This window comes from Streptomyces flavofungini, from assembly GCF_014650815.1.
Taxonomy (GTDB): Bacteria; Actinomycetota; Actinomycetes; order Streptomycetales; family Streptomycetaceae; genus Streptomyces; species Streptomyces flavofungini.
Window position 1 is genome coordinate 1 of the sequence record NZ_BMVR01000009.1, and the last position, 19,452, is coordinate 19,452.

The 19,452-nt window shown below is 72.5% G+C and carries 15 protein-coding genes and 1 pseudogene; 6 read left to right on the plus strand and 10 right to left on the minus strand.

Annotation, left to right across the window (positions count from 1 at the left end; translation table 11 throughout):
• Nucleotides 1–818: pseudogene (locus IE274_RS23425) on the minus strand (hypothetical protein); the annotation flags it as partial.
• Between the two features lie 724 nt (nucleotides 819–1,542).
• On the opposite strand from IE274_RS23425, the gene IE274_RS23430 reads away from it, so the two are divergent.
• Nucleotides 1,543–3,660 (plus strand): PhoX family protein, encoded by a 2,118-nt coding sequence (locus IE274_RS23430; RefSeq protein WP_190117840.1) that lies wholly within the window; start codon nucleotides 1,543–1,545, stop codon nucleotides 3,658–3,660.
• 82 nt (nucleotides 3,661–3,742) lie between these two features.
• Here IE274_RS23430 and IE274_RS23435 read toward each other — a convergent pair whose 3' ends face one another.
• Together IE274_RS23435 and IE274_RS23440 are read right to left on the minus strand one after the other, a co-directional pair.
• Nucleotides 3,743–4,969 carry a hypothetical protein gene (locus IE274_RS23435; protein ID WP_190117841.1) on the minus strand — a complete coding sequence of 409 codons (1,227 nt, stop codon included), beginning with the start codon at nucleotides 4,967–4,969 and terminating at the stop codon, nucleotides 3,743–3,745.
• A gap of 176 nt (nucleotides 4,970–5,145) precedes the next feature.
• The gene (locus IE274_RS23440; RefSeq protein WP_190117842.1) at nucleotides 5,146–6,291 is read right to left on the minus strand and encodes a LysR family transcriptional regulator; all 1,146 of its coding nucleotides are present in this window, start codon (nucleotides 6,289–6,291) and stop codon (nucleotides 5,146–5,148) included.
• 209 nt (nucleotides 6,292–6,500) lie between these two features.
• Between IE274_RS23440 and snpA the strand changes: the two genes are divergently transcribed.
• Nucleotides 6,501–7,175 carry a snapalysin gene (gene snpA, locus IE274_RS23445; protein ID WP_190117843.1) on the plus strand — a complete coding sequence of 225 codons (675 nt, stop codon included), beginning with the start codon at nucleotides 6,501–6,503 and terminating at the stop codon, nucleotides 7,173–7,175.
• Between the two features lie 189 nt (nucleotides 7,176–7,364).
• A complete protein-coding gene (locus tag IE274_RS23450) occupies nucleotides 7,365–9,389 on the plus strand; it encodes an FUSC family protein (RefSeq protein ID WP_372446970.1) in 2,025 nt (674 codons plus the stop codon).
• Nucleotides 9,390–9,413: 24 nt separating this feature from the next.
• Here IE274_RS23450 and IE274_RS23455 read toward each other — a convergent pair whose 3' ends face one another.
• Together IE274_RS23455 and IE274_RS23460 are read right to left on the minus strand one after the other, a co-directional pair.
• Nucleotides 9,414–9,962, minus strand: coding sequence for a flavoprotein (locus IE274_RS23455; protein ID WP_190117845.1), 549 nt, complete (start codon nucleotides 9,960–9,962; stop codon nucleotides 9,414–9,416).
• Nucleotides 9,959–11,173: a helix-turn-helix domain-containing protein gene (locus IE274_RS23460; RefSeq protein ID WP_190117846.1), complete on the minus strand. Its 1,215-nt coding sequence runs from the start codon at nucleotides 11,171–11,173 to the stop codon at nucleotides 9,959–9,961. The genes IE274_RS23455 and IE274_RS23460 overlap by 4 nt, the downstream gene beginning before the upstream one ends.
• A gap of 132 nt (nucleotides 11,174–11,305) precedes the next feature.
• Here IE274_RS23460 and IE274_RS23465 point away from each other — a divergent pair, with 132 nt between their 5' ends.
• Nucleotides 11,306–11,773, plus strand: coding sequence for a hypothetical protein (locus IE274_RS23465; RefSeq protein ID WP_190117847.1), 468 nt, complete (start codon nucleotides 11,306–11,308; stop codon nucleotides 11,771–11,773).
• A 290-nt stretch (nucleotides 11,774–12,063) separates the two neighbouring features.
• On the opposite strand, the gene IE274_RS23470 is transcribed toward IE274_RS23465, so the two are convergent.
• The 4 genes from IE274_RS23470 to IE274_RS23485 form a co-directional block, all read right to left on the minus strand.
• Nucleotides 12,064–13,086, minus strand: a complete 1,023-nt coding sequence (locus IE274_RS23470; protein WP_190117848.1) for an endonuclease/exonuclease/phosphatase family protein — start codon at nucleotides 13,084–13,086, stop codon at nucleotides 12,064–12,066.
• A gap of 37 nt (nucleotides 13,087–13,123) precedes the next feature.
• A complete protein-coding gene (locus IE274_RS23475; RefSeq protein WP_229909751.1) occupies nucleotides 13,124–14,104 on the minus strand; it encodes a hypothetical protein in 981 nt (326 codons plus the stop codon).
• Between the two features lie 155 nt (nucleotides 14,105–14,259).
• A complete protein-coding gene (locus IE274_RS23480) occupies nucleotides 14,260–15,105 on the minus strand; it encodes an ABC transporter permease (RefSeq protein ID WP_190117849.1) in 846 nt (281 codons plus the stop codon).
• Nucleotides 15,102–16,169, minus strand: a complete 1,068-nt coding sequence (locus tag IE274_RS23485) for an ATP-binding cassette domain-containing protein (RefSeq protein ID WP_190117850.1) — start codon at nucleotides 16,167–16,169, stop codon at nucleotides 15,102–15,104. The genes IE274_RS23480 and IE274_RS23485 overlap by 4 nt, the downstream gene beginning before the upstream one ends.
• A gap of 342 nt (nucleotides 16,170–16,511) precedes the next feature.
• Between IE274_RS23485 and IE274_RS23490 the strand changes: the two genes are divergently transcribed.
• Nucleotides 16,512–16,916 carry a hypothetical protein gene (locus IE274_RS23490; RefSeq protein ID WP_190117851.1) on the plus strand — a complete coding sequence of 135 codons (405 nt, stop codon included), beginning with the start codon at nucleotides 16,512–16,514 and terminating at the stop codon, nucleotides 16,914–16,916.
• Nucleotides 16,917–17,045: 129 nt separating this feature from the next.
• Here IE274_RS23490 and IE274_RS23495 read toward each other — a convergent pair whose 3' ends face one another.
• Entirely contained in the window at nucleotides 17,046–18,350 is a 1,305-nt protein-coding gene (locus IE274_RS23495; protein WP_190117852.1) for an SGNH/GDSL hydrolase family protein, read from the minus strand.
• Between the two features lie 189 nt (nucleotides 18,351–18,539).
• Here IE274_RS23495 and IE274_RS23500 point away from each other — a divergent pair, with 189 nt between their 5' ends.
• The gene (locus IE274_RS23500; RefSeq protein WP_190117853.1) at nucleotides 18,540–19,448 is read left to right on the plus strand and encodes a LysR family transcriptional regulator; all 909 of its coding nucleotides are present in this window, start codon (nucleotides 18,540–18,542) and stop codon (nucleotides 19,446–19,448) included.
• The last annotated feature ends 4 nt before the right edge of the window (nucleotides 19,449–19,452 follow it).

Consider the following 19,452-nt stretch of genomic DNA (forward strand, 5'->3'; position numbering starts at 1 on the left):
GGGGTGGTGGGCTTGGCCTGGGTGTTGGGTTCCGGGGTGGCCGGGGTGGTGGGCTCTGCCGGGGTGTCGTGTTCCGAGGTGGCCGGGGTGGCGGGCTCGGGCGCGACGGGTGCGGGAGCCTGCGGCTCGGTCTCGGGGGCTGCCTGCGGGTCGACGACGGTGGGCGGCTCGGTGGCCGCCTGTGGGTCGGCGTCGGTGGGTGCCTCGGTGGCTGCCGGGGTCTCGGCGGCGGTGGGCGCCGGGGCTGCCGGGGTCTCGGCGGCGGTGGGCGCCGGGGCTGCCGGGGTCTCGGCGGTGGCGGTTGCCTGGTCGGCTGGGGCCTCGGCGGTGGCGGTTGCCTGGTCGGCTGGGGCCTCGGCGGTGGCGGTTGCCTGGTCGGCTGGGGCCTCGACGGCGGTGGTTGCCTGGTCGGCTGGGGCCTCGACGGCGGTGGTCGCCTGGTCGGCCGGGTGCTCGGCGGTGGCGGTTGCCGGATCTGTGGAGGTCTCGGCGGCGGTGGTTGCCTGGGCTGCCGGGTGCTCGGCGGTGGCGGTTGCCGGGCCTGCGGAGGTCTCGGTGTCGGTGGCTGCCGGGTCGGCCGGGGTCTCGGTGTTGATGGGTGCCGGGTCGGCCGGGTGCTCGGTGTTGATGGGTGCCGGGTCGGACGGGGGCTCGGGGGCCGTCACGTCGGTGGGAGCCTCGGCGGCTGCGGTGGGCTGGGTGGGTGTTGCCGTGGGGTCACCCTGATGTTGGGAGTCACGGGTGGGCGGGTGGGAGTCATCCGCCGCGGAGCGGCGGGCCGGGACACGCACCGACACGTTGTCGAAGGCCTCGGCCACCAGCGCCTCCGCGGCCGAGCGCCGACCGACGGCCGACCTGGGCGCACCCTCCGCCGAGGCCCCCAGAAGCGCCCCCGAATGCGCCGCCGAGACTTCCGCCGGACTGGCCGACGCCGAAGCAGAAGCCGACGGAGCCCCCGAAGCAGCCCCCGACGTCAAGCCCTCCGCGGCAGCGGAAGCCTCCGTCGACCGGGCCGAGCCCGACGCCGAGCCCGACGCCGAGCCCTCCGCGGCAGCGGAATCCGCCGAGCCCGCGCCAGGCGTGGGCGAGCCGGACGCCGGTTCGCTCGGCGACGCGGAAACCGCAGAGGCCTCCGCCGACCCCGAGGCCGCTCCCGACCCCGAGGCCGAGTCGGCCTCAGAAACCGTAGAGGCAGAGGCGGACTTCCGTCGGAAGACAGCTCGCAGACGTCCCAGAATGCCCATATGCCCAACCCTTCGCATGACTTGTTCCCGGCGCCAGCCCCTGGCCATGAGGGACACGTAAGGTTAGCGGCCGCCTCCCGGGACGAGCAGACGGGCCGGACGGGGCGGCCTCCGGGGCCGGGCGGCCGGGCCGGTGCGGGCGGAGCCCGGGCGGGGTGGGTGGGCGGGAACGGACATGGATTCACCCTCCGTTCACCCGCAGTCCCCCAGCGGGCAGACCCCCACCCTTAGCCTCCAGCCGGAATCACCGGCAAAAAGAAGCCAAAGCGCCGTCAACCGGCCACCCATGGAGGACCCCGTGCGCAAGCTGCTGCCCCTGATCACCTCACACCCGGGCGGCTCCGGCGGCCGCTCGGCCATGACGTGCCGGTTCCGCTGTGGCGACGCCTGCTTCCACCCGGTGCCCAACACCAGCGACAACGAGTACTTGGGCGATGTCATAGCGGGCGCGCTGAGCCGCCGCTCGATGATGCGCGCCGCGGCCGTCGTCACGGTCGCGGCGAGCGCGACGGGCGGCCTCGCCCTGGCCCCGGGCGCGGCGGAGGCACAGGCGGCCCCCGCCGCCGAGGCGACCCGGAGGAAACCCGCGGCCAAGAAAGCGGCCCGGGGCCTCCGCTTCACCCCCGTCGCGCCCAACACCGCGGACACGGTCACCGTCCCCGGCGGCTACGGCCAGAACGTGGTGATCCGCTGGGGCGAGCCCATCCTGCGCGGCGCCCCGGCCTTCGACCCGGACAAGCAGTCGGCCAAGGCGCAGGCGGGCCAGTTCGGTTACAACAACGACTTCCTGAGCCTGCTGCCGCTGCCCGGCGAGCGGCACGGGGAGGACCACGGCCGCCAGGTCCTCGTGGCGAACCACGAGTACACGGACGAAATCCTCATGTTCAAGGGGTACGACGCCAAGAACCCCACCCGCGAGCAGGTGGAGATCGCGTGGGCGGCCCACGGCCTGTCCGTGGTCGTGGTCGAGGGCGAGCGCAAGAGCGGCGCGCTGCGCCCCGTGCCGCGTCACCACCTGAACCGCCGCCTCACGGTGACCAGCAAGTTCCACCTCACGGGCCCCGCCGCCCGCAGCGAGTTCGTCCGCACGAAGGCGGACCCGCGCGGCGTCACCGTCTTCGGCACCCTCAACAACTGCTCGGGCGGCACCACTCCGTGGGGCACGACGCTGCACGGCGAGGAGAACTTCAACCAGTACTTCGCCAACGCGGAGAAGGTCACCGACCCGACGCAGGCCGCGCGCCTGAAGCGCTACGGCGTCGCGGGCGGGGAGTCCGAGCGCAAGTGGGAGCGTTTCGACGACCGCTTCGACCTCACCAAGGAGCCGAACGAGCCCAACCGCTTCGGCTGGGTCGTCGAACTCGACCCGTACGACCCGGACTCCGCCCCGCGCAAGCGCACCGCGCTCGGCCGCTTCAAGCACGAGGGCGCCCAGCCGCGCCTGACCCGCGACGGCCGCCCGGTCGTGTACATGGGCGACGACGAGCGCTTCGACTACGTCTACAAGTTCGTCAGCAGCAAGCGCATGGCCAAGGGCAACTCCCGCTGGGCCCGCGAGCACAACCTGACGCTCCTCGACGAGGGCACCCTGTACGTCGCCAAGTTCACCGGTGACTCCCCGGCCGCGGAGATCGACGGCACGGGCAAGCTGCCGTCCGACGGCGAGTTCGACGGCGGCGGCAGGTGGATCCCGCTGGCCACCGCGTACGCGGGCGGCAAGGCCGTCTCGCACGTCGACGGCATGACCGCCGACGAGGTGTACGTCTTCACGCGCCTCGCCGGTGACAAGGTCGGCGCCACGAAGATGGACCGCCCCGAGGACATCGAGCCCTCGCCGGCCACCGGCAAGGTGTACGTCGCCCTGACGAACAACACCGACCGGGGCAAGCCCGGCAAGGACGGCGCCGACGAGGCCAACCCGCGCAACCTCAACAAGCACGGCCAGGTCCTGGAGCTCACCGAGTCCCGCAACCGCCCGGAGGCCACCCGCTTCGGCTGGAACCTCTTCCTCGTCGCGGGCGACCCGAACGACCCGGCCACCTACTTCGCGGGCTTCCCCAAGGACAAGGTCAGCCCCATCTCCTGCCCCGACAACGTCGCCTTCGACCCGCACGGCAACCTGTGGATCTCCACCGACGGCAACCAGCTCGGCTCCCACGACGGCCTGTTCGGCGTCGCCACGAAGGGCGGCCGGCGCGGTGAACTGAAGCAGTTCCTCACCATGCCGAAGGGCGCGGAGACCTGCGGCCCGCTCGTCCAGGACCGCCGCGTCCTGGTCGCCGTGCAGCACCCGGGCGAGGTCGACGGCGCGTCCGTCGAGAAGCCCGCGAGCGCCTGGCCCGACGGCCCCGGCAAGCTCGTCCGCCCGGCGGTCGTGTCGGTGTGGCGCGAGGACGGCTGCGACATCGGCGTCTGAGCAGGCGTTCTGTACGTGGCGTGAGTACGTGGTCGGGGCGCCCCTCCACCGGAAGGGCGCCCCGACCACGTATCAGATCCTGCTAGTTGCCCTGCTGCTTGCGCCGGTACATCGCGAAGCCCAGGCCCGCCGCGCCGAGCGCCGCCATGCCGCCGCCCGCGGCGACCAGCGGGGTGCCGTGCGAGGCGGGGGAGGCGTTCTCGGCGCCCGCGCGCACGCCGCCCTGCGGGACGGTCCGGTCGGCGCCGGTCCCCGCACCGGAGCCGGTGTGGTGGGTGGGGTGCGGCTTCGGCTTGGCGCCGCCCTCGACCCAGCCCTTCATGGTGCCGTCGGGGTTGAGGACGAAGTGGGCGCCGTTGTGCTGCCCGTACGCGGCCTTGTCGCCGCGCTGCTTCAGGGTGTCCCAGACGATCTTCTTGCCGCCGCCGGGCGCCTTGGCGATCAGGTCGGCCTCGTACCCGCCCTTGGTCCTGTAGACCTTGGCGTCGAAGCCGGTCTTTCCGAGGTTCGGGTACTCGCGCACGAAGGTGCGCTTCTTCGCGGGCCCCGGCTTGGGCTTCGGCGGGGTCGGCTTGCCGGTCTTGGTGAGCGTGCCGTCGGCGGTGAGGGTGAAGACGCAGCCGCCGATCTTCGTGGACGCGGGCTTGATGTACGCCTGCACGGAGCCCTTCGGGGCGCCCTTCCGGAAGATCTGGGCCTTGGCGCTGCGGGCGGAGGCGTTGACGTCGACCTTGGCGGTCCAGCCGTTGCCGAGGCTCACACTCCCCTTGGAGACCCAGCCGCCGGGAACCGGCTTGTCCTTGTCTTCGTTGTCCTGGTCCCCGCTGCCGGACCTGCTGACCGAGCCGTCCGACGTGAGCGTGAAGGCGTAGCCGTCGATCTTCGTGCTCGCCGACCGGCCCTCGGCGCTCAGCGAGCCCTTCGGGGTGCCGTCCAGGGAGATCTGCGCCTTGGCGGACCGGGCGGAGGCGTTCACCTCGACGTCCGCGGTCCAGCCGCCGCCGAGCGAGACAGTGCCCTTGGACTCCCAGCCGCCGGGGACGGGCTTGTCGGGGTCGGTCTTGTCGTCGGGCGTGGTCTTGTCGTCCGGGGTCGTCTTGTCGTCCGGCGTGGGGGTGACCTTGTCGTCCGGCGTGGGCGTCGGGTCGGGGGTCGGCGTCTGGTCGCCGTCGGCCTGGTCGCCCGGCGCGACCTGGGGCCGCGGGGCCGACGGCGCGTCCGCGAACGCGGCGGTGGTGGGGACGGCGAGCGCGGCGATCGCGCCGGTGGCGATGGCGGCGGTGCGGATGGTGCGTCGGGTGGCGCGCATGGCGTGGACTTCCCTCGTGGCTGGCTTGCGTACTGTCCGTCTTTGTGCCCCTTTGCGGTGGCGACGGATATGAAGCTACGGGCGCGATGTGTGCGTCATCCGTAGGGAACGTAACAACCGGCCGGATACCGTGACGCGGAACCGTAAAACGGTATAAACCGCAGGTCAGGTGGGGTTCAGAGGGGGGTGGGGCGAAGGTCCTGAGAAGGGGCGGGACCAAGGTCCGGGGGCGGGGCGGTGGCCGCGGCGGGGACGGGCGAGGCGATGGGGACGGGGGCGGCGATGGGGGCCGGTATCGCCAGGGGGGCGGGCGCCGGGGCCAGGCTCGGGACCGAGGACGAGGGGATGTCTCTGTTGCCGCGTCTGCCGCCGCTTCCCGCGTCGCCGCTGCGTCTGTTGCCGAGCAGCCAGTCCTGATAGGCCGGGGACTCTGCCGCGGCCTCCCAGTACGCGGCCTCCAGCTCGCCGTAGACCGCGTCCAGCTCGGCCGTCGTGCGGGCGGCGACGAGCAGCCGGACCCCGAGCGGATCACCGGCCAGGGGTCTGACGGCCATGTCGGGTCTCGCCACGGAGGTGGGCTGGCAGACGGTGACGACTTCGCCGGTGGCGACGAGGGTGGCGGCGGTGAGGTAATCCCCGTGCAGGACCCGCGGACTGAGTCCGGCCTCCCTCAGCACCCTTTGCAATCCGTCCCATTCGCCATCGACGGTCGGGTCGACCATCCACCGGTCGGCGGCGAGGTCGGTGAGCTGGACGACGTCCTTGCGGGTGGCGGGATGGTCGGCGGCGAGGGAGACGAACTGGGGCTCACGGTCGACGAGGACCCGTCTGCGGAGCCCGTCGGGGAGGCGGAGGGGGGAGCCCTCGACCTCGTGGACGAAGGCGATGTCAAGCTGACCGCTGGCCACCATTTGCAGGAGCGCGTTCGCGGAGACGTCCATCTGGAGGGAGGTCTCGATGCCGGGGCTGCGGTGCCGCAGCCGGCGCAGCCAGCCGGGTATGGCGCGGCTCGCGGTGGAGCCGATACGCAGCTGCGGGGTGCCGTCGTCGGCGCGGGTGGCCGCGGCCCGGGCCTCGCTGACCAGGGCGCGCATCTCCACGACGAGGGGCCGGGCCCGGCTGAGGACGATGCGGCCGAGCGGGGTGGGACGGCAGCCGGTGCGCTCGCGGGCGAACAGCTCGCCGCCGACGGCGTGCTCGATGCGGCGGAGCTGGGTGGTCAGGGAGGGCTGGCTCATGCCGAGTTGGCGGGCGGCCTTGTGCAGGCTTCCGGTGTCGGCGATGGCACAGAGTGCGCGGAGATGCCTGACCTCGAGCTCCATGGGCGTGAGACTAGAACGGCTGACGTGCTCACACCAGCCTCCCAAACCCCTACGCACCCCCATGAGTTGGCACGTATGACCGGTGTCCGGATGTGCGGCGATAGCACCGACCTATCGCCATCTGCCATCATCCGCAGGCGCCGTGGCTCCCCGACACTCACGGGTACCGAAACGTTCACCTTTCACCGAACGAGTAGGGAGCCCCCCACATGCACAAGCGTTACCTGTCCGTCGCCGCCGCCCTCGGCCTCGCCGCCGCCGCGCTCGGAACGTCGACCGTCGCCTCGGCCGCCGACTCCCCCCGGGCCGGTGCCGACACGGCCGCGGTGTCCACGTCGGCCTCCGTCGCCCGCTACCAGGGTTCCGGTGAAGAGGCCGCCGCGAACAAGGCGTTCTTCGAGGCGGTCGTGAAGGCCGTCGCCGAGAAGCGTGCCGCGAACCCGGGCGCCAAGGCCGTCACCGTGACGTACAACGCCGCGCAGGCTCCGACCTTCCGCCAGCAGATCGCGTCGTCCACCTCCATATGGAACGCCGCCGTCTCCAACGTCAAGCTCCAGCAGGGCACCAGCGGCGCGAGCTTCTCGTACCGCGAGGGCAACGACCCGCGCGGCTCGTACGCGAGCACCGACGGCCACGGTCGCGGCTACATCTTCCTCGACTACCGCCAGAACCAGCAGTACAACTCCACCCGCGTGACCGCGCACGAGACCGGCCACGTCCTCGGCCTCCCCGACCACTACTCGGGCCCCTGCTCCGAGCTGATGTCCGGCGGCGGCCCCGGCACGTCCTGCCAGAACGCCCAGCCCAACTCGGCTGAGCGCGCCCGCGTCAACCAGCTGTGGGCGAACGGCCTGGCCAAGGCCATGAAGCAGGTCCAGAAGTAGCCTGACCGGCTCCGCCCGGTCGCCCACGGGCGCCGGACGGGCCGACTGATGGTGCGGCAGCGCGTTCAGCGCTGCCGCACCATTCTGTTTCCGGCGTCTGTTTCCGGCGTGTGTTCCCGGTGTGCGCTCCTGGCCTGTGAACAGCGACGCGGGCCCCGCGTACGCGCAGGTCACCCCGCCCCCGCGATAATGGGTCACATGCGGAACCACTCCCTCAGGCCCCTCACCCCGCCCGACTGGCTGGTCCGCTCCCTCAAACCGCAGCCCGCCCCCATCCCCTGGGCAGCCGTGACCCGCGCGGCGATCGCCATGTCGCTGCCCCTGGCCATCGGCACGGCGGCGGGCAAACCGGCGTACGGCGCACTCGCCTCGATGGGCGCCCTCTCCGGAGTGATCGGCGACACCGCGGACGCGTACCGCATGCGCATCCTCAACATCGCGGTCCCCCAACTCTTCGGCGCCCTCGGCGTCACCCTGGGCGCCCTCGCCTTCGGCCACGGCTGGGCGGCGGTGGGCGCGGTCACGCTCGTCGCCCTGGTCTCCGGGATGATGTCGACGATCGGCGCCGTCGCCTCCGTATCGGGGCTGTTGCTGCTGCTCAACTGCGTGATCGGGGCGGGGCTTCCGCTGCCCGGTGAGTGGTGGCTGGCGCCCGCGCTCATGACGGGCGGCGGCCTGCTCGTCCTCGCCCTGGCCCTGCTCGCCTGGCCACTGCGGTCCGGTGTGCCGGAACGGGACGCGGTCGCGGCGACGTACCGCAGCGTCGCCGCGCTCCTGGAGGCCGCGGGCACCGGAGACGGCGACGACGAGGCGTACGACAAGGCCCGCGCCGACGTCACCGCCTCCCTCAACAAGGCCTACGACCTCGTCCTCGCCCGCCGCGCCCGCGACCACGGCCGCAGCCCCGACCTGGTCCGCCTCATCGCCGAACTCAACGCCATCACGCCCGTCGTCGAGGCGGCCCCCGCCGCCCACCAGTACGACGAGAAGCTGCCGCCCGAACTGGCGGCGGCGATGCGGAAGCTGGCGGACGCGGTGGCCCGCGGTGAACGTGGCACCCGTGGTGACCGCGGCGAACGCCCCGCGCGCGCCGCCTACCTGGACCTCGGCCTCCCCGACGAACTCCCCCAGCCGCACGGCGCCGCCGCCCGCGCCGTCCACCACGCCCTGCGGCACGCCGCCGACACCCTCGCCGACCCCGACCCCCTCACCGTCATCCACGCCGAGGACCGCCTCGGCCGCCCCGCCGCCCTGCGCGTCCGCGCCCGCCGCGCCACCCGCAACGTCGTCCTGTCCGGCGCGTCCTGGCGCTACGGCCTGCGCCTTGCCCTGTGCATCGGCATCGCGCAGTGCCTGGTCTCCCTGATCGACGTACCGCGCTCGTACTGGGTGGCCCTGACCATCACGTTCGTCCTGAAGCCGGACTTCGGCTCGGTGTTCTCGCGGGCGGTGCTGCGCGCGCTGGGCACGGCGGCCGGTCTGGTGGTGGCCGCCGCGGTCCTGTCCTCGGTGGAACGAGGCTGGTGGGATGTAACGGTCGTTCTAGTCCTTGCCACCCTCATCCCCGCCCTCACCCCGCGCGGCTACGGCTACCAGACGGCCGCCATCACCCCCGTCATCCTGCTCCTCTCCGACGTCCTCAACCACCAGGGCTTCGGCCTCGTCGTGCCGCGCCTCGTCGACAGCCTCATCGGCTGCGCGATCGCGCTGATCGCGGGCTACCTCCTCTGGCCCGAGAGCTGGCACACCCGCATCGGCGACCGCCTCGCCGACGCCGTCTCCGACACGGCCCGCTACGTCGAGTGCGCCTTCGGCGACGACCCCGAGGCCACGGCCCCCGCCGCCCGCGCCCGCATGCGCCGCCGCCTCTACCGCGACCTCTCCGACATCCGCACCGAGTTCCAGCGGGCCCTGACCGAGCCCCCGCCGACCGGCGCGCGGGCCGCCGCGTGGTGGCCCCTGGTCGTCGCCGTGGAACGCATCGTCGACGCGACGACGGCCGCGCGGGTGCGGGTGCGGCACGGAGCCCCCGCCCCCGGAGCCGGGGAAGTGGCCGAGGTGTCCCGGCAGTTGCGGGAGCTGGCCGAGGGCCTGCGCGAGGTGGAGGTCCTCGTGCCGGTGCCCGCCGATTTCACCGGGCCCGAGGAGAGCGTGCTCGCGCCGCTGCGGCAGGAGGTGGGCGCGGCGCGGGCGGTGGCGTCACCACGGGGGTGACCCTCCCGGGAGCTTCCCCGAGCGTCATGCGGGCCCGTCGACCAGGTTCCGCACCGCGTCGAGGGCCGACTGCCACGGGAACGCCTCCGGGTTCCCCTGCTTCGGTGCGTGTGACTCGTACCCGTCCGGGCCGTCGAGGAAGAGGACACCCTGACTGCGGAGCGCGGCGATCGAGCGCGCGCACGCCGGCTGTGCCCCTTGGGCCTGGTTGAAGTACGGCATCGCGGCGACGGGCACACCCATGTTCACGGCCTCCGACGGAAGGCCGATCGCGAGGGTGTCGCTGATGCCCGCGCCCCACTTGTTCAGCGTGGTGCAGGACATCGGAGCGACCAGCATCGCCGTGGCCTTCGGCAAGGAGTCGGACTCCCAGGGAAGTTTGTACTGGCTGCGCACAGGGTGCCCGGTCAGCGCGACGAGCTCACCCCTACGCGGCTCCCACCAGCGAGCCGCCGACGGCGACAGGACCAGGCACACGTCCCAGCCGTTCGCCTGGGCGACGCGCACGCCTTCGTCGATGTACTGGGTGGGCCCCGCGGCGCAGGCGATCACGTACAGAACCGGCTTCGTCATGCCGGGAGTCCACAACGCCGGGCCAGCGCACGCAACTGCCCGCCGGGATCCGGCGTCGCGCCCACCACGTCCTTGACCAGGTTCACCGCGTCGGGTCTGCCCTCGATCTCTTCAGGCGCGAGCTTGTCGGCTTTGAGGAGTTCCTCGACCGCGTCCGCTCTGCGCCGAGTCAGGAGCGAGGCGCGTGCGACGGCTATGTGATATCCGGCTCGACGCTCGCGCGTCATGGCGGCAAGCGACGCCCGGTCGAGGTCGTCCGCTGCTTCGAGTGCGGACCACCCGTCCTCGAACCGGATCAGCACGTCCACCCGGTGCAGCCCGACGTTGGTCGGGCCGAACATCGTCCAGTCCTCATTGAGTTCTGAGCCCTGTCGGTCGGCGACGTCGTCGGCCTCGTCCACGAATCCGACGGCCGCGCGGACTCGATCGGTGGTGCGTTCCTGCGAAGAGGCGGCCAGGGCGGCGGACAGGTGGAGCATGCCGAGGGTGGACAGCCCGAGTGTGCCCCGGTCGGCCAGCCCGTCGGCCAGGCGCCGGGCTGCCGATGTCGCGAACTCGACTGCTGTCTCCGGGCGTTGCTGGTACACCAGGCTCTTGGCCACTCGTCGGGATGCGGCTCCGATCTGTACGGGGTCACCGGACCGCTCTGCTGCGGCGAGCGCACGGTCGGCGGCGAGCGCGGCCGGAATCGCGGTCGCCTCGCCGTACTTGTGCAGGTACGAGGTCACCAGCTGGTACACGCGAGACAGCACCGCCTGTGCTTCCGAATACTGGTGCACCGGCGCGTTGCGCGCCGCCTTGCTGGCACCGACGACGAGTGCGGGCAATTCTCGGGCGAGCGCGGAGTAGTGGCACGCCTGAAACGCCTCGCAGCAGTAGAACAGCCTCTGTCGCAGAACCGTGAGCGTGGGCGGGTCGGTTGAATCCGGACTCTCGTAGAGGGCATCGACGACCCCGACGGCACCCGTCGGCGGGGTGCTGCCCGCAGTCGGCCCGGACGGGCGATCGGACAAGAGTTGCTCCAGGGGGATGCGCAGGACCTCGGCCGCGCGTACCAACACCGACAGGCGCGGATCCTGCTGACGCTTCCCACCCTCGAGGTCCTGCACCCACCGCTTCGTCTGCCCCATGAGGCGGCCGAATTCGGTTTGCGTGAAGCCCCGCCGCTGCCGCCAGAAGGCGATGCGGCGGCCGATGCGGGAAGAGTCCACGAGCCGTCCCCCGTAGCAGGCACGCGCTTTGCGTGCCCACCTCCGTTGTACCCGGATCTACGTTGTGTTGACCGGCGATCACCGATTGTCGCGACGTCCCTGGCGGGCGGACAGATCCAGCGGGAGGCAGGGATGACCAGTCCCAGAGGGACCGAAAGCCGAGCCATCGCGGAGTGGCTCGCGAAAGCTCACCCCCTACCGGACCAGGCCCGCGGGGAGTGGGCCAGGCAGGGCGTCGCGTTGCTGCCGCTCGGTCGCCGCTTCGACGCCGTGCGCGTCCCTGCCGAACGCGTCCACGCCGCAGTGGGCAGCGACAAGCCGACCACGGTGACCGTGGCTTTGGCCGATTGGCTGCACGGTCCGGTCATCCGGGACACACGGGGGTGCGATCGGCCGTACTACGTGCTCGTGGACCCGGCTGCCGACTGGGGCGGCGCCGAGGAACGTCTGAGCACGGACAGCTATCTCGGCGTCCCGCGAGTCGGCCCCTTGACGGTGGCGGCGGCCTGGGTGGTCCTGCCGCAATACCCCGGCGAGCTCTGCGCCACCGCACGCTTGCGCGCGCTGCTCTCCCTCGCCGACTGGAGGGTGGCGCCTTGACCGGTCTTGAAGAGCTGGCCTCGGAGTACTACGCGGCGTACATCGAGCACCTGAGTCACTGCCCCCTGAACCACCTCGACGCGTCCTGCGCCGAAGGCACGCGGTTGCGTAGGAAGTGGAAGAGGAATCAGAGCGAGTCTCTGCGAGGCTCTCCTCAGTCCCGCCCCTTCCCGGGTCCAGAGGGCTCCGCTCCCTGGACCCCCTCGACGGGCTGAAACGCGTGGTTGATGTGCCGACTGCCTCCCGAAGGGCAAGTCAGGGCGGGTGGGCGGGAAATAGCCTGACGGCGGTCAGCTCGGCTGGCGGTGCAGGGTCAGGTCAACCAGCAGCGCCCTGTGGTCCGTATCGCCGATTTCCAGGAAGCGGGCGTTGTGGGCCGCGAAGTCGTCCGTGGCGAGGACGTGGTCGATCTGGGTGCCGAAGGGGCGGGGGAGGGACGTGGGCCAGCTCGGGGTGCGGGCGGCGTCGGCCAGGCGGGCGGCGTCGCGGAGGCCCGTGTCGAGGATGTGGCGGAACGCGGCGTGGTCCTGGGTGGCGTTGAAGTCGCCGGCGAGGAGGGTGGGCTGCCCGTTGCCTGCGGAGGCGAAGTCGCGGAGGCGGCCCAGCTCCGTGCGCCAGCGGTCGACGTCGCCGGGCGTCGGCGGCATGGGGTGCGCGAGCTGGAGGCGTACGGGAATGCCCTTCACGTCGGCGACCGCGCCGGGCATGCCGAGTGTGCCGCGCACCCCGGCGGCCGGTTTCAGCGGCAGGTTGCTGAGGATCAGTGAGCCGTCGGCGCCGTTGCCGGAGACGGCCTGCCGGTAGGGGTAGGCGGCGTTCGGCAGCGCGGCGCGGAGCTTTCCCGCGCACGCGGCGTCGCACTCGGACGCGAAGACCAGGTCGGGCTTGCGCTCGCGGATCGTCTTGATCAACCCCGGTGCCCCGCGCCCGAATTCGACGTTGGAGGCGAGGACCCGTATCTCCGCGACCGGCGGCCCCTCCGGGTCGGACACCTTCCCGTACGGCTCGATGAACCACGCGAGACCGCCGAGCACGGCCACCGCCCACACCAGCCCGACGCGGAACCGCCCGAGCGCCGCGAGCAGCAGCGCCGCCACGCCTGGCGCGAGCAGCCACGGCAGGAAGGCCAGGGCCTGGGGGACGGGTGTGATGCCGTCGGTGTCGGCGATACGGCAGCCGAGTACGGCGCTCACCGCGGCGAGGAGGAGTCCGGCGGTCCACGCGGCGACCCGGTGGCTCCGCGGCCGCCGTTCGTCCGCGGAGAGATCGGGTTCGGCCTCGGGGGGCGTCGGCGGTGCCGTCACGTGCTCCAAGGGGCGCCCTCTCGTCGCCGGGGTGTGTTCTCGCTCGCTACAGATCTTCTCTCAAGGACGCGGGCGAGCGGGGGGCGGGTTGCGGAGGGGCAGGTTGCGGAGGGGTGGGGCCGGTCCCCGGCCGGAAGGGCCGGAAGGTGCCGAAGGGCCGGGACGGGCGGTGCGGACGCGGCACCCCCGGCCCGCCCCGCGGCAGCCGCCCACTCAGCCACGCCCCCAGCGCCACCACGAGCCCGACGCCGACGATCACCCAGGCCGCCGTGCGCAGCGTGTCGGTGAGCGCGTCGTAGACGGCGCCCGCGGCGGCGCGGGACACGTCGGGCGGCAGGTCGTCGAGGGTGAGCCCGCGGCCGACCGCGACGGCGGCGGCGAGTACGCCCGCGCCGAGGGCCGCGCCGAGCGCGGTGGCGGTGACCGCGCGGCGGCGGCGCACGGCGAGGAGGATGCCGCCCACGGCGAGCAGGACGGCGGCGACGGGCAGCCACAGACCGGCGACCTGGAGCATGCGGAACCCCTTCCTGAAGTGGCTGAGGTCCTGTGCCTTCATGACGGTGACCTCGGTGTGCCGCACCGGGATGCGGTTCGCGAACGGCGTGCCCTCTTCGGTGAGTTGGTGCTTCACCTGCTCGGTGATGGGCGCGAGGTCGATGGTGACGGCGCCGTCGGAGTCGTGGGTGAGGGCGGACTGGACGGCGTCGTGGGCGGCGCGGTTGGCGGCGTTCCACGCGGCCTGGAAGGCGCCGGTCTCGGTGAAGGAGTGCACGGCGTCGCGGAGGAAGGACTCGACGGCCGACTGGAGCGGGCCCGCGTGGATCTCCTTCGCCACGGAGTCGGTCACCGCGGCGGTGACGGCGTCGCGGACGGCGGGGTCGGAGGCGAGGGGCGCCATCGTGGCGACGTACGCGTCGGCGTCCTCGATCTCGTACTTCGCCCACGTCGAGACCGCACCGACCGGGACGAGCAGGCACGCGAGGACCAGCAGCACGGCGGACAGGGCGGCGCGAGGACGTCGGGGCACGCCCTCAAGGCAAGACCCCGGCGGCGTGCGGTGCGACCGGGGTCACTGCATATGGGGGCAGGAATCCCCGCCTTTGTGGGACGGCCTCGGCGCGCCGCGCGGCGGTTCCGTACGGCGCCCGTCGGGCGGCGGGCGCCCCCGGCCGCGTACAGCGACTACTTCCGGTTGTAGAGCCGCATCGTCACCGGCCCGAACACCGCCACGAGCAGCCCCGCCCACCCCAGGCTCCACGCGATGTCGGCGCCCGGCCACTCGCCCGCCATCAGGCCGCGGACGCCGGAGGCGACGTGGGTGACGGGATTGTTGTTGACGAAGGCCTGCAGCCAGCCCGGCATGGTCTGGGGCTTCACGAAGATGTCGCTGAGGAAGGTCAGGGGGAACAGGACCATCATGCTGACGCCCATGACGGACTTCTCGGTGCGGAGCAGCAGGCCGAACATCGTCCACACCCAGGAGAAGGCGAACGCGAAGACGAGCAGCAGGAGTACGCCGCCGAGCACGCCCAGCGCGTTGTCGGGGCGGAAGCCCAGGATGACGCCGACGGTGAGCATCACGGCGGACGCCATCGCGTACCGCAGGGCGTCGCCGAGGAGGTAGCCGACGAGCGTCGAGGGCCGCCAGATCGGCAGCGAGCGGAAGCGGTCGAAGACGCCCTTCTCGATGTCGGTGTTGACCGAGACGCCCGTGTACATCGTGATCATGACGACGGACATCACCAGGATGCCGGGGAGCAGGTACTGGATGTACTCGCGCGGGGATCCGGCGAGCGCCCCTCCGAAGAGGTACGTGTACATCAGCACCATCATGATCGGGAACGCCGTGACGTCGAAGAGCTGCTCCGGCACGTGCTTGATCTTGAGGATGGCGCGCCAGCCGAAGGTCAGGGACGCGGAGAGCGCGCTGGGCCGCTGCGGGCGGTCCTTGGAGATGAGCAGTTCGGCCAGGGACTCCGTACGGACGGGCGCGAGGTCCTGGGCCTCGGTGGTGGTCGCGGTGCTCATCGGGCGGCCTCTGCTTCCTTCAGGTCCTTCGGGGAGTCCGAGCCGTCCGGGCCGGGTGCGCCGGAGGGTTCGCTCGGGTGGCCGGTCAGCGCGAGGAACACCTCGTCGAGGCTCGGCTGGCCCAGGGAGAAGTTGTCGACGGTGATGCCGGTGCGGGCCAGTTCGGCGAGCGCCCGGGACGCCTGCTCGGCCGCACCCCGGCCGTCGGCCGGGCCGCCGCCGACGCGGGCGGTGAGCGCGACCGGGTCGGGTTCGAGCTGGACCCGGGCGCCGAGCACGACGCGCAGGACCTCCTCGGCCTGGGGGCGCTGCTCGGCGTGGCGCAGGCGGACGTGGACGGAGCCCGCGCCGACGGACGCCTTCAGCTCGCCCTTGGTGCCCTCAGCGATGACCTTGCCCTTGTCGATGACGGCGATGCGGGCGGCGAGCTGGTCGGCCTCGTCCAGGTACTGCGTGGTCAGGAGCACGGTGGTGCCGTGGCCGACGACCGCGCGGACGATGTCCCAGACCTGGTTGCGGCTGCGCGGGTCGAGGCCGGTGGTCGGCTCGTCGAGGAACAGCAGGTCGGGGGTGTTGAGGATGGACGCGGCGATGTCGATGCGGCGCCGCATGCCGCCCGAGTAGTGCTTCACCTGGCGGGCCGCGGCGTCGCCGAGGCCGAAGGCGTCGAGGAGCTGCTCCGCGCGGCTGTACGCGGCCTTCTTGGCGTGGCCGGTGAGGCGGGCGAGGAGCACCAGGTTCTCGGTGCCGGTGAGGTCTTCGTCGACGGAGGCGTACTGCCCGGTGAGGCTGACGAGGCCGCGGACGGTGTCGGCCTCGCGGACCACGTCGTGGCCGAAGACGTGTGCCTCGCCGCCGTCCGGGCGCAGCAGGGTGGCCAGCATCTTCACGGTCGTCGTCTTGCCCGCGCCGTTCGGCCCGAGCACTCCGTAGACCGTGCCGGCGGGGACGGCGAGGTCGACGCCGTCGACGGCGCGGTTGTCGCCGAAGGTCTTCACCAGGCCCGCGGTCTCGATGGCCAGGCCGCCGGGCCCGGGGTCTCGGTGCGGCTGCTTGCTGCTCATGTCCCTGCGCCCTCCGATGTGAGGATCGTCGGCTGCTTCGTCGGCTGCTTCGTCGGTCGCTTCTCAGCGGCTTCGTCAGCGGCTCGTCATGAGGGGAGACCGGGCCCGTGGCGAAAACTCATCGCTCCGGGCGCGGGGGAGCGAGTGGCTGTTTTCCGGCTGGTTCGCAACCGAGTACCAGCTGGTTCGCAGCCGAGTCCCAGCTGACTCGCAGCCGAATCCCGGCTGATTCCCAGCGTCGCACGGGCTCCGGTGGAGCGCGGGGTCGTACGGGTGTTTCCTTGATGGGACGCCGCAAGGCGTGAGCAGTACGCCGCAAGGCGTGAGCAGAGAGGAGCCGTCATGGCTCACACCGCACACGGCGCGCCCGGCGCACCCGGCACACACAGTCTTCCCAGCGTCCGCGCGCTCTCCGGCACCTGGGCGGGCCCCGTCCTCCTCGCCGTCGTCTACGGCCTCTGGGCCGCCGCGAACAACCGCGGCGGCGGGCCCATCACCAGCGGGAACGTCCTCTTCGGCGTGGTCTCCGGCGTCGCCTTCGGCGTCCTGTACGCGGCCGTGCGCCACCTCGCCCCCGCCCTGCCCCGCGAGCTGCGCGCCGCGGCCTGGGCGACCCTCGCGGGCGTGTCCTTCGGCTTCCTCTACAGCCTCACCGACGCGAGCGTGCTGCGGTCGGTGGGGATGGCGGGGGTGGTGGCCGCGAGCGTGTTCGCGGTGACGTTCTACCGCTTCTACACGCGGGAGTGACACGGGAACGGACCGGCCGCCCCGGTGCGGGGCGGCCGGTCCGTCGGTGTGCCGGTTGGTCGGTGATCCGGTCCTTCGGTGTGCCGGTCGGTCGGTGATCCGGTCCGCCGGTGCGGCGGACCGCCGGGCTCAGAGCGAGCCGAGGTCGACGGCCCGCGCCATCGCCGCGTACCCGGCGTCGTTCGGGTGCAGGTGGTCCCCGCTGTCGTACGACGGCCGGATCCGCTCGGGGTTCTCCGGGTCGGCGAGGGCCTTGTCGAAGTCGACGTAGCCGTCGTACTCACCCGACGTGCGCACCCACTCGTTGAACGCGTTGCTGACCGCGGCGGCGCGCTCGCCGTAGTGGTCGGAGCCGCCGAGCGGCAGCAGGGTCGCGCCGACGGCCTTCAGGCCCTTGTCGTGGGCGGCGCGGATCAGCTTGCGGTGCCCGGCGATGAGTTCGTCGGCGCTGACGACGGGCGCGGGCTTGTAGGTGGGCTTGTCGGTCTCGCTGTAGCCGATGTCGTTGAGGCCTTCGAGGATCACGACGGTGCCGACGCCGGGCAGGTCGAGGGCGTCCCGGCCGATGCGTCCGGTGCCCTTGGCGCCGTACCAGGCCGAGTCGTTGAGGACCATGTTGCCGCCGATGCCGGAGTTGACGACGGGCCGCGGCTTGCCGGACTTGGCGAGGCGCTCGGCGAGGGCGTCGGACCAGCGGCGGTTGAGGTCGGTGGAGGAGGCGAAGCCGTCGGTGATGGAGTCGCCGAAGAGGACGACGCCGTCCCGCTTCGAGGAGTGCCTGCCTTCCTTCCGGCTGTCGGCCACGTCCACGCCGGACAGGTAGTACCAGGACTCGGTGGACTCCTTGAAGGCGGCGGCGCCGGTGTCGCGGGTGTGGTCGCCGTCGGCCCGGTAGCTGGTCGCGAAGGACTGGGCGTGGAAGGTGGCGGGCCCGGTGGTGCGGGCCAGGTGCAGGGTGACGGTGACGGACTCGAAGCGGTCCAGGCCGAGCCCGGCGGCGTCGCTGGAGAGCTGGCCGCCCGCCGGGACGGTCACGGACTTCTTGCCGCCGAAGGTCAGCGGGCGCACCGAGCCGCGCTCGACGCCCGCGCCCTTGCCGCCCTCGGTGCGGGCGATGGTGGCGCTCGCGATCTCCAGCGGGGACGCGCCGTACGCGTTGGAGAGGCGTACGCGGGCTCTGTCGCCGCCCTCGGTCACGCGGACGACCTGCCGCACGGTCTGGTCGTCGAAGCCCGCCTCGGACCAGTTGGCCTTGAACCCGGTGCTCGGCCGCTGCGGTGACGCGGCCCAGGCGGCCGACCAGGCGGCCCCCTTCCCGGCGGCGTGGCGGCCTTGGGCGGCGGTGTGGTCGGAGGCCTGGGCGACGGTGACGGCGGTACCGGCGGTGACGGCGAGGGCGACGGCGACGGCGAGGGTGCGGGCACGAGAAATCATCGGAAGCTCCTGGGAGTTGGCACGGGGGAACCGGGGTTTCCCGGATCCGGGGGCCGGTGCGGCGGTTTGCCGCTCCGACTCCTCCAAGATCCGCCGATCTCGCTGGCCCATCAACGGCGATCCGTGCAACGATCGTCGCGCTGGGGCTTATCGATGCAGGTCAGCGGCTTATGCCAGGGGGAGCGCGTCGTGGAACGACAGGAACTTCAGACCTTTTTGACCCTCGCCGAGGAGCTGCACTTCGGCCGCACCGCCGAGCGGCTGCTGCTCTCGCAGGCGCGGGTCAGTCAAACCGTGAAGAGGCTGGAGCGCAAGATCGGCGCCCCGCTCTTCGAACGCACCAGCCGGGTGGTGCGGATGTCCCCGCTCGGACGGCAGTTGTACGACGAGCTCGCGCCGCTGCACCACCGGATGGAGGAGGCCGTGGCGCGCGCCAAGGACCAGGCGCGGGGCATCGACGGGGAGTTGGGGGTCGGCTTCCTCGGGTCCGGGGCGGGGTCGCTCACGCAGCCGATCCTGAAGCTGTTCCGGGAGCGGTGCCCCGGGTGCGAGGTGCGGATGCGCGAGACGCAGTTCCAGGACCCGCTGGGCGCGCTGCGCGCGGGCGACATCGACGTGCTGTTCACGTGCCTGCCGGTGGAGGAGCCCGACCTGACGGTGGGCCCGGTCGTCATCAACGAACACCGCGTCCTCGCCATGCCCCGCAGCCACCGCTTCGCGGGCCGGACCTCCCTGTCCTTCGAGGAGCTGGCGGGCGAGACGTTCTTCCGGGTGGCGGGCGGCGCGCCCGCGTACTGGTGGGACTTCCACGTGCCGCCGCGCACGCCGAGCGGCCGGGAGATCCGGCGCGGGCAGGCGGTGGCGACGTTCCAGGAGCTGATGACGCTCATCGCCACGGGGCAGGGGGTCTCCCCGGTGATCGCTTCCGTGGAGACGTACTACGCGCGGCCGGACATCGCGTTCGTGCCCGTGCACGACCTGCCGACGGCGGATGTGGCGCTGGTGTGGCGTGCCGGGGGGACGGGGTCGCGCGCGGACGCGTTCATCCGGACCGTACGGGACGTCCTCGCCGCGAACGGGGGACCGGCCGCGTTCTAGGCCG

What these genes read in the sequence shown, in the direction of transcription:
- IE274_RS23435 (WP_190117841.1), bottom strand. Translation starts at nt 4,969, where the DNA reads ATGCGCGCCACCCGACGCACCATCCGCACCGCCGCCATCGCCACCGGC.
- IE274_RS23440 (WP_190117842.1), bottom strand. Translation starts at nt 6,291, where the DNA reads ATGGAGCTCGAGGTCAGGCATCTCCGCGCACTCTGTGCCATCGCCGAC.
- snpA (WP_190117843.1), top strand. Translation starts at nt 6,501, where the DNA reads ATGCACAAGCGTTACCTGTCCGTCGCCGCCGCCCTCGGCCTCGCCGCC.
- IE274_RS23450 (WP_372446970.1), top strand. Translation starts at nt 7,365, where the DNA reads ATGGGTCACATGCGGAACCACTCCCTCAGGCCCCTCACCCCGCCCGAC.
- IE274_RS23455 (WP_190117845.1), bottom strand. Translation starts at nt 9,962, where the DNA reads ATGACGAAGCCGGTTCTGTACGTGATCGCCTGCGCCGCGGGGCCCACC.
- IE274_RS23465 (WP_190117847.1), top strand. Translation starts at nt 11,306, where the DNA reads ATGACCAGTCCCAGAGGGACCGAAAGCCGAGCCATCGCGGAGTGGCTC.
- IE274_RS23480 (WP_190117849.1), bottom strand. Translation starts at nt 15,105, where the DNA reads ATGAGCACCGCGACCACCACCGAGGCCCAGGACCTCGCGCCCGTCCGT.
- IE274_RS23485 (WP_190117850.1), bottom strand. Translation starts at nt 16,169, where the DNA reads ATGAGCAGCAAGCAGCCGCACCGAGACCCCGGGCCCGGCGGCCTGGCC.
- IE274_RS23490 (WP_190117851.1), top strand. Translation starts at nt 16,512, where the DNA reads ATGGCTCACACCGCACACGGCGCGCCCGGCGCACCCGGCACACACAGT.
- IE274_RS23495 (WP_190117852.1), bottom strand. Translation starts at nt 18,350, where the DNA reads ATGATTTCTCGTGCCCGCACCCTCGCCGTCGCCGTCGCCCTCGCCGTC.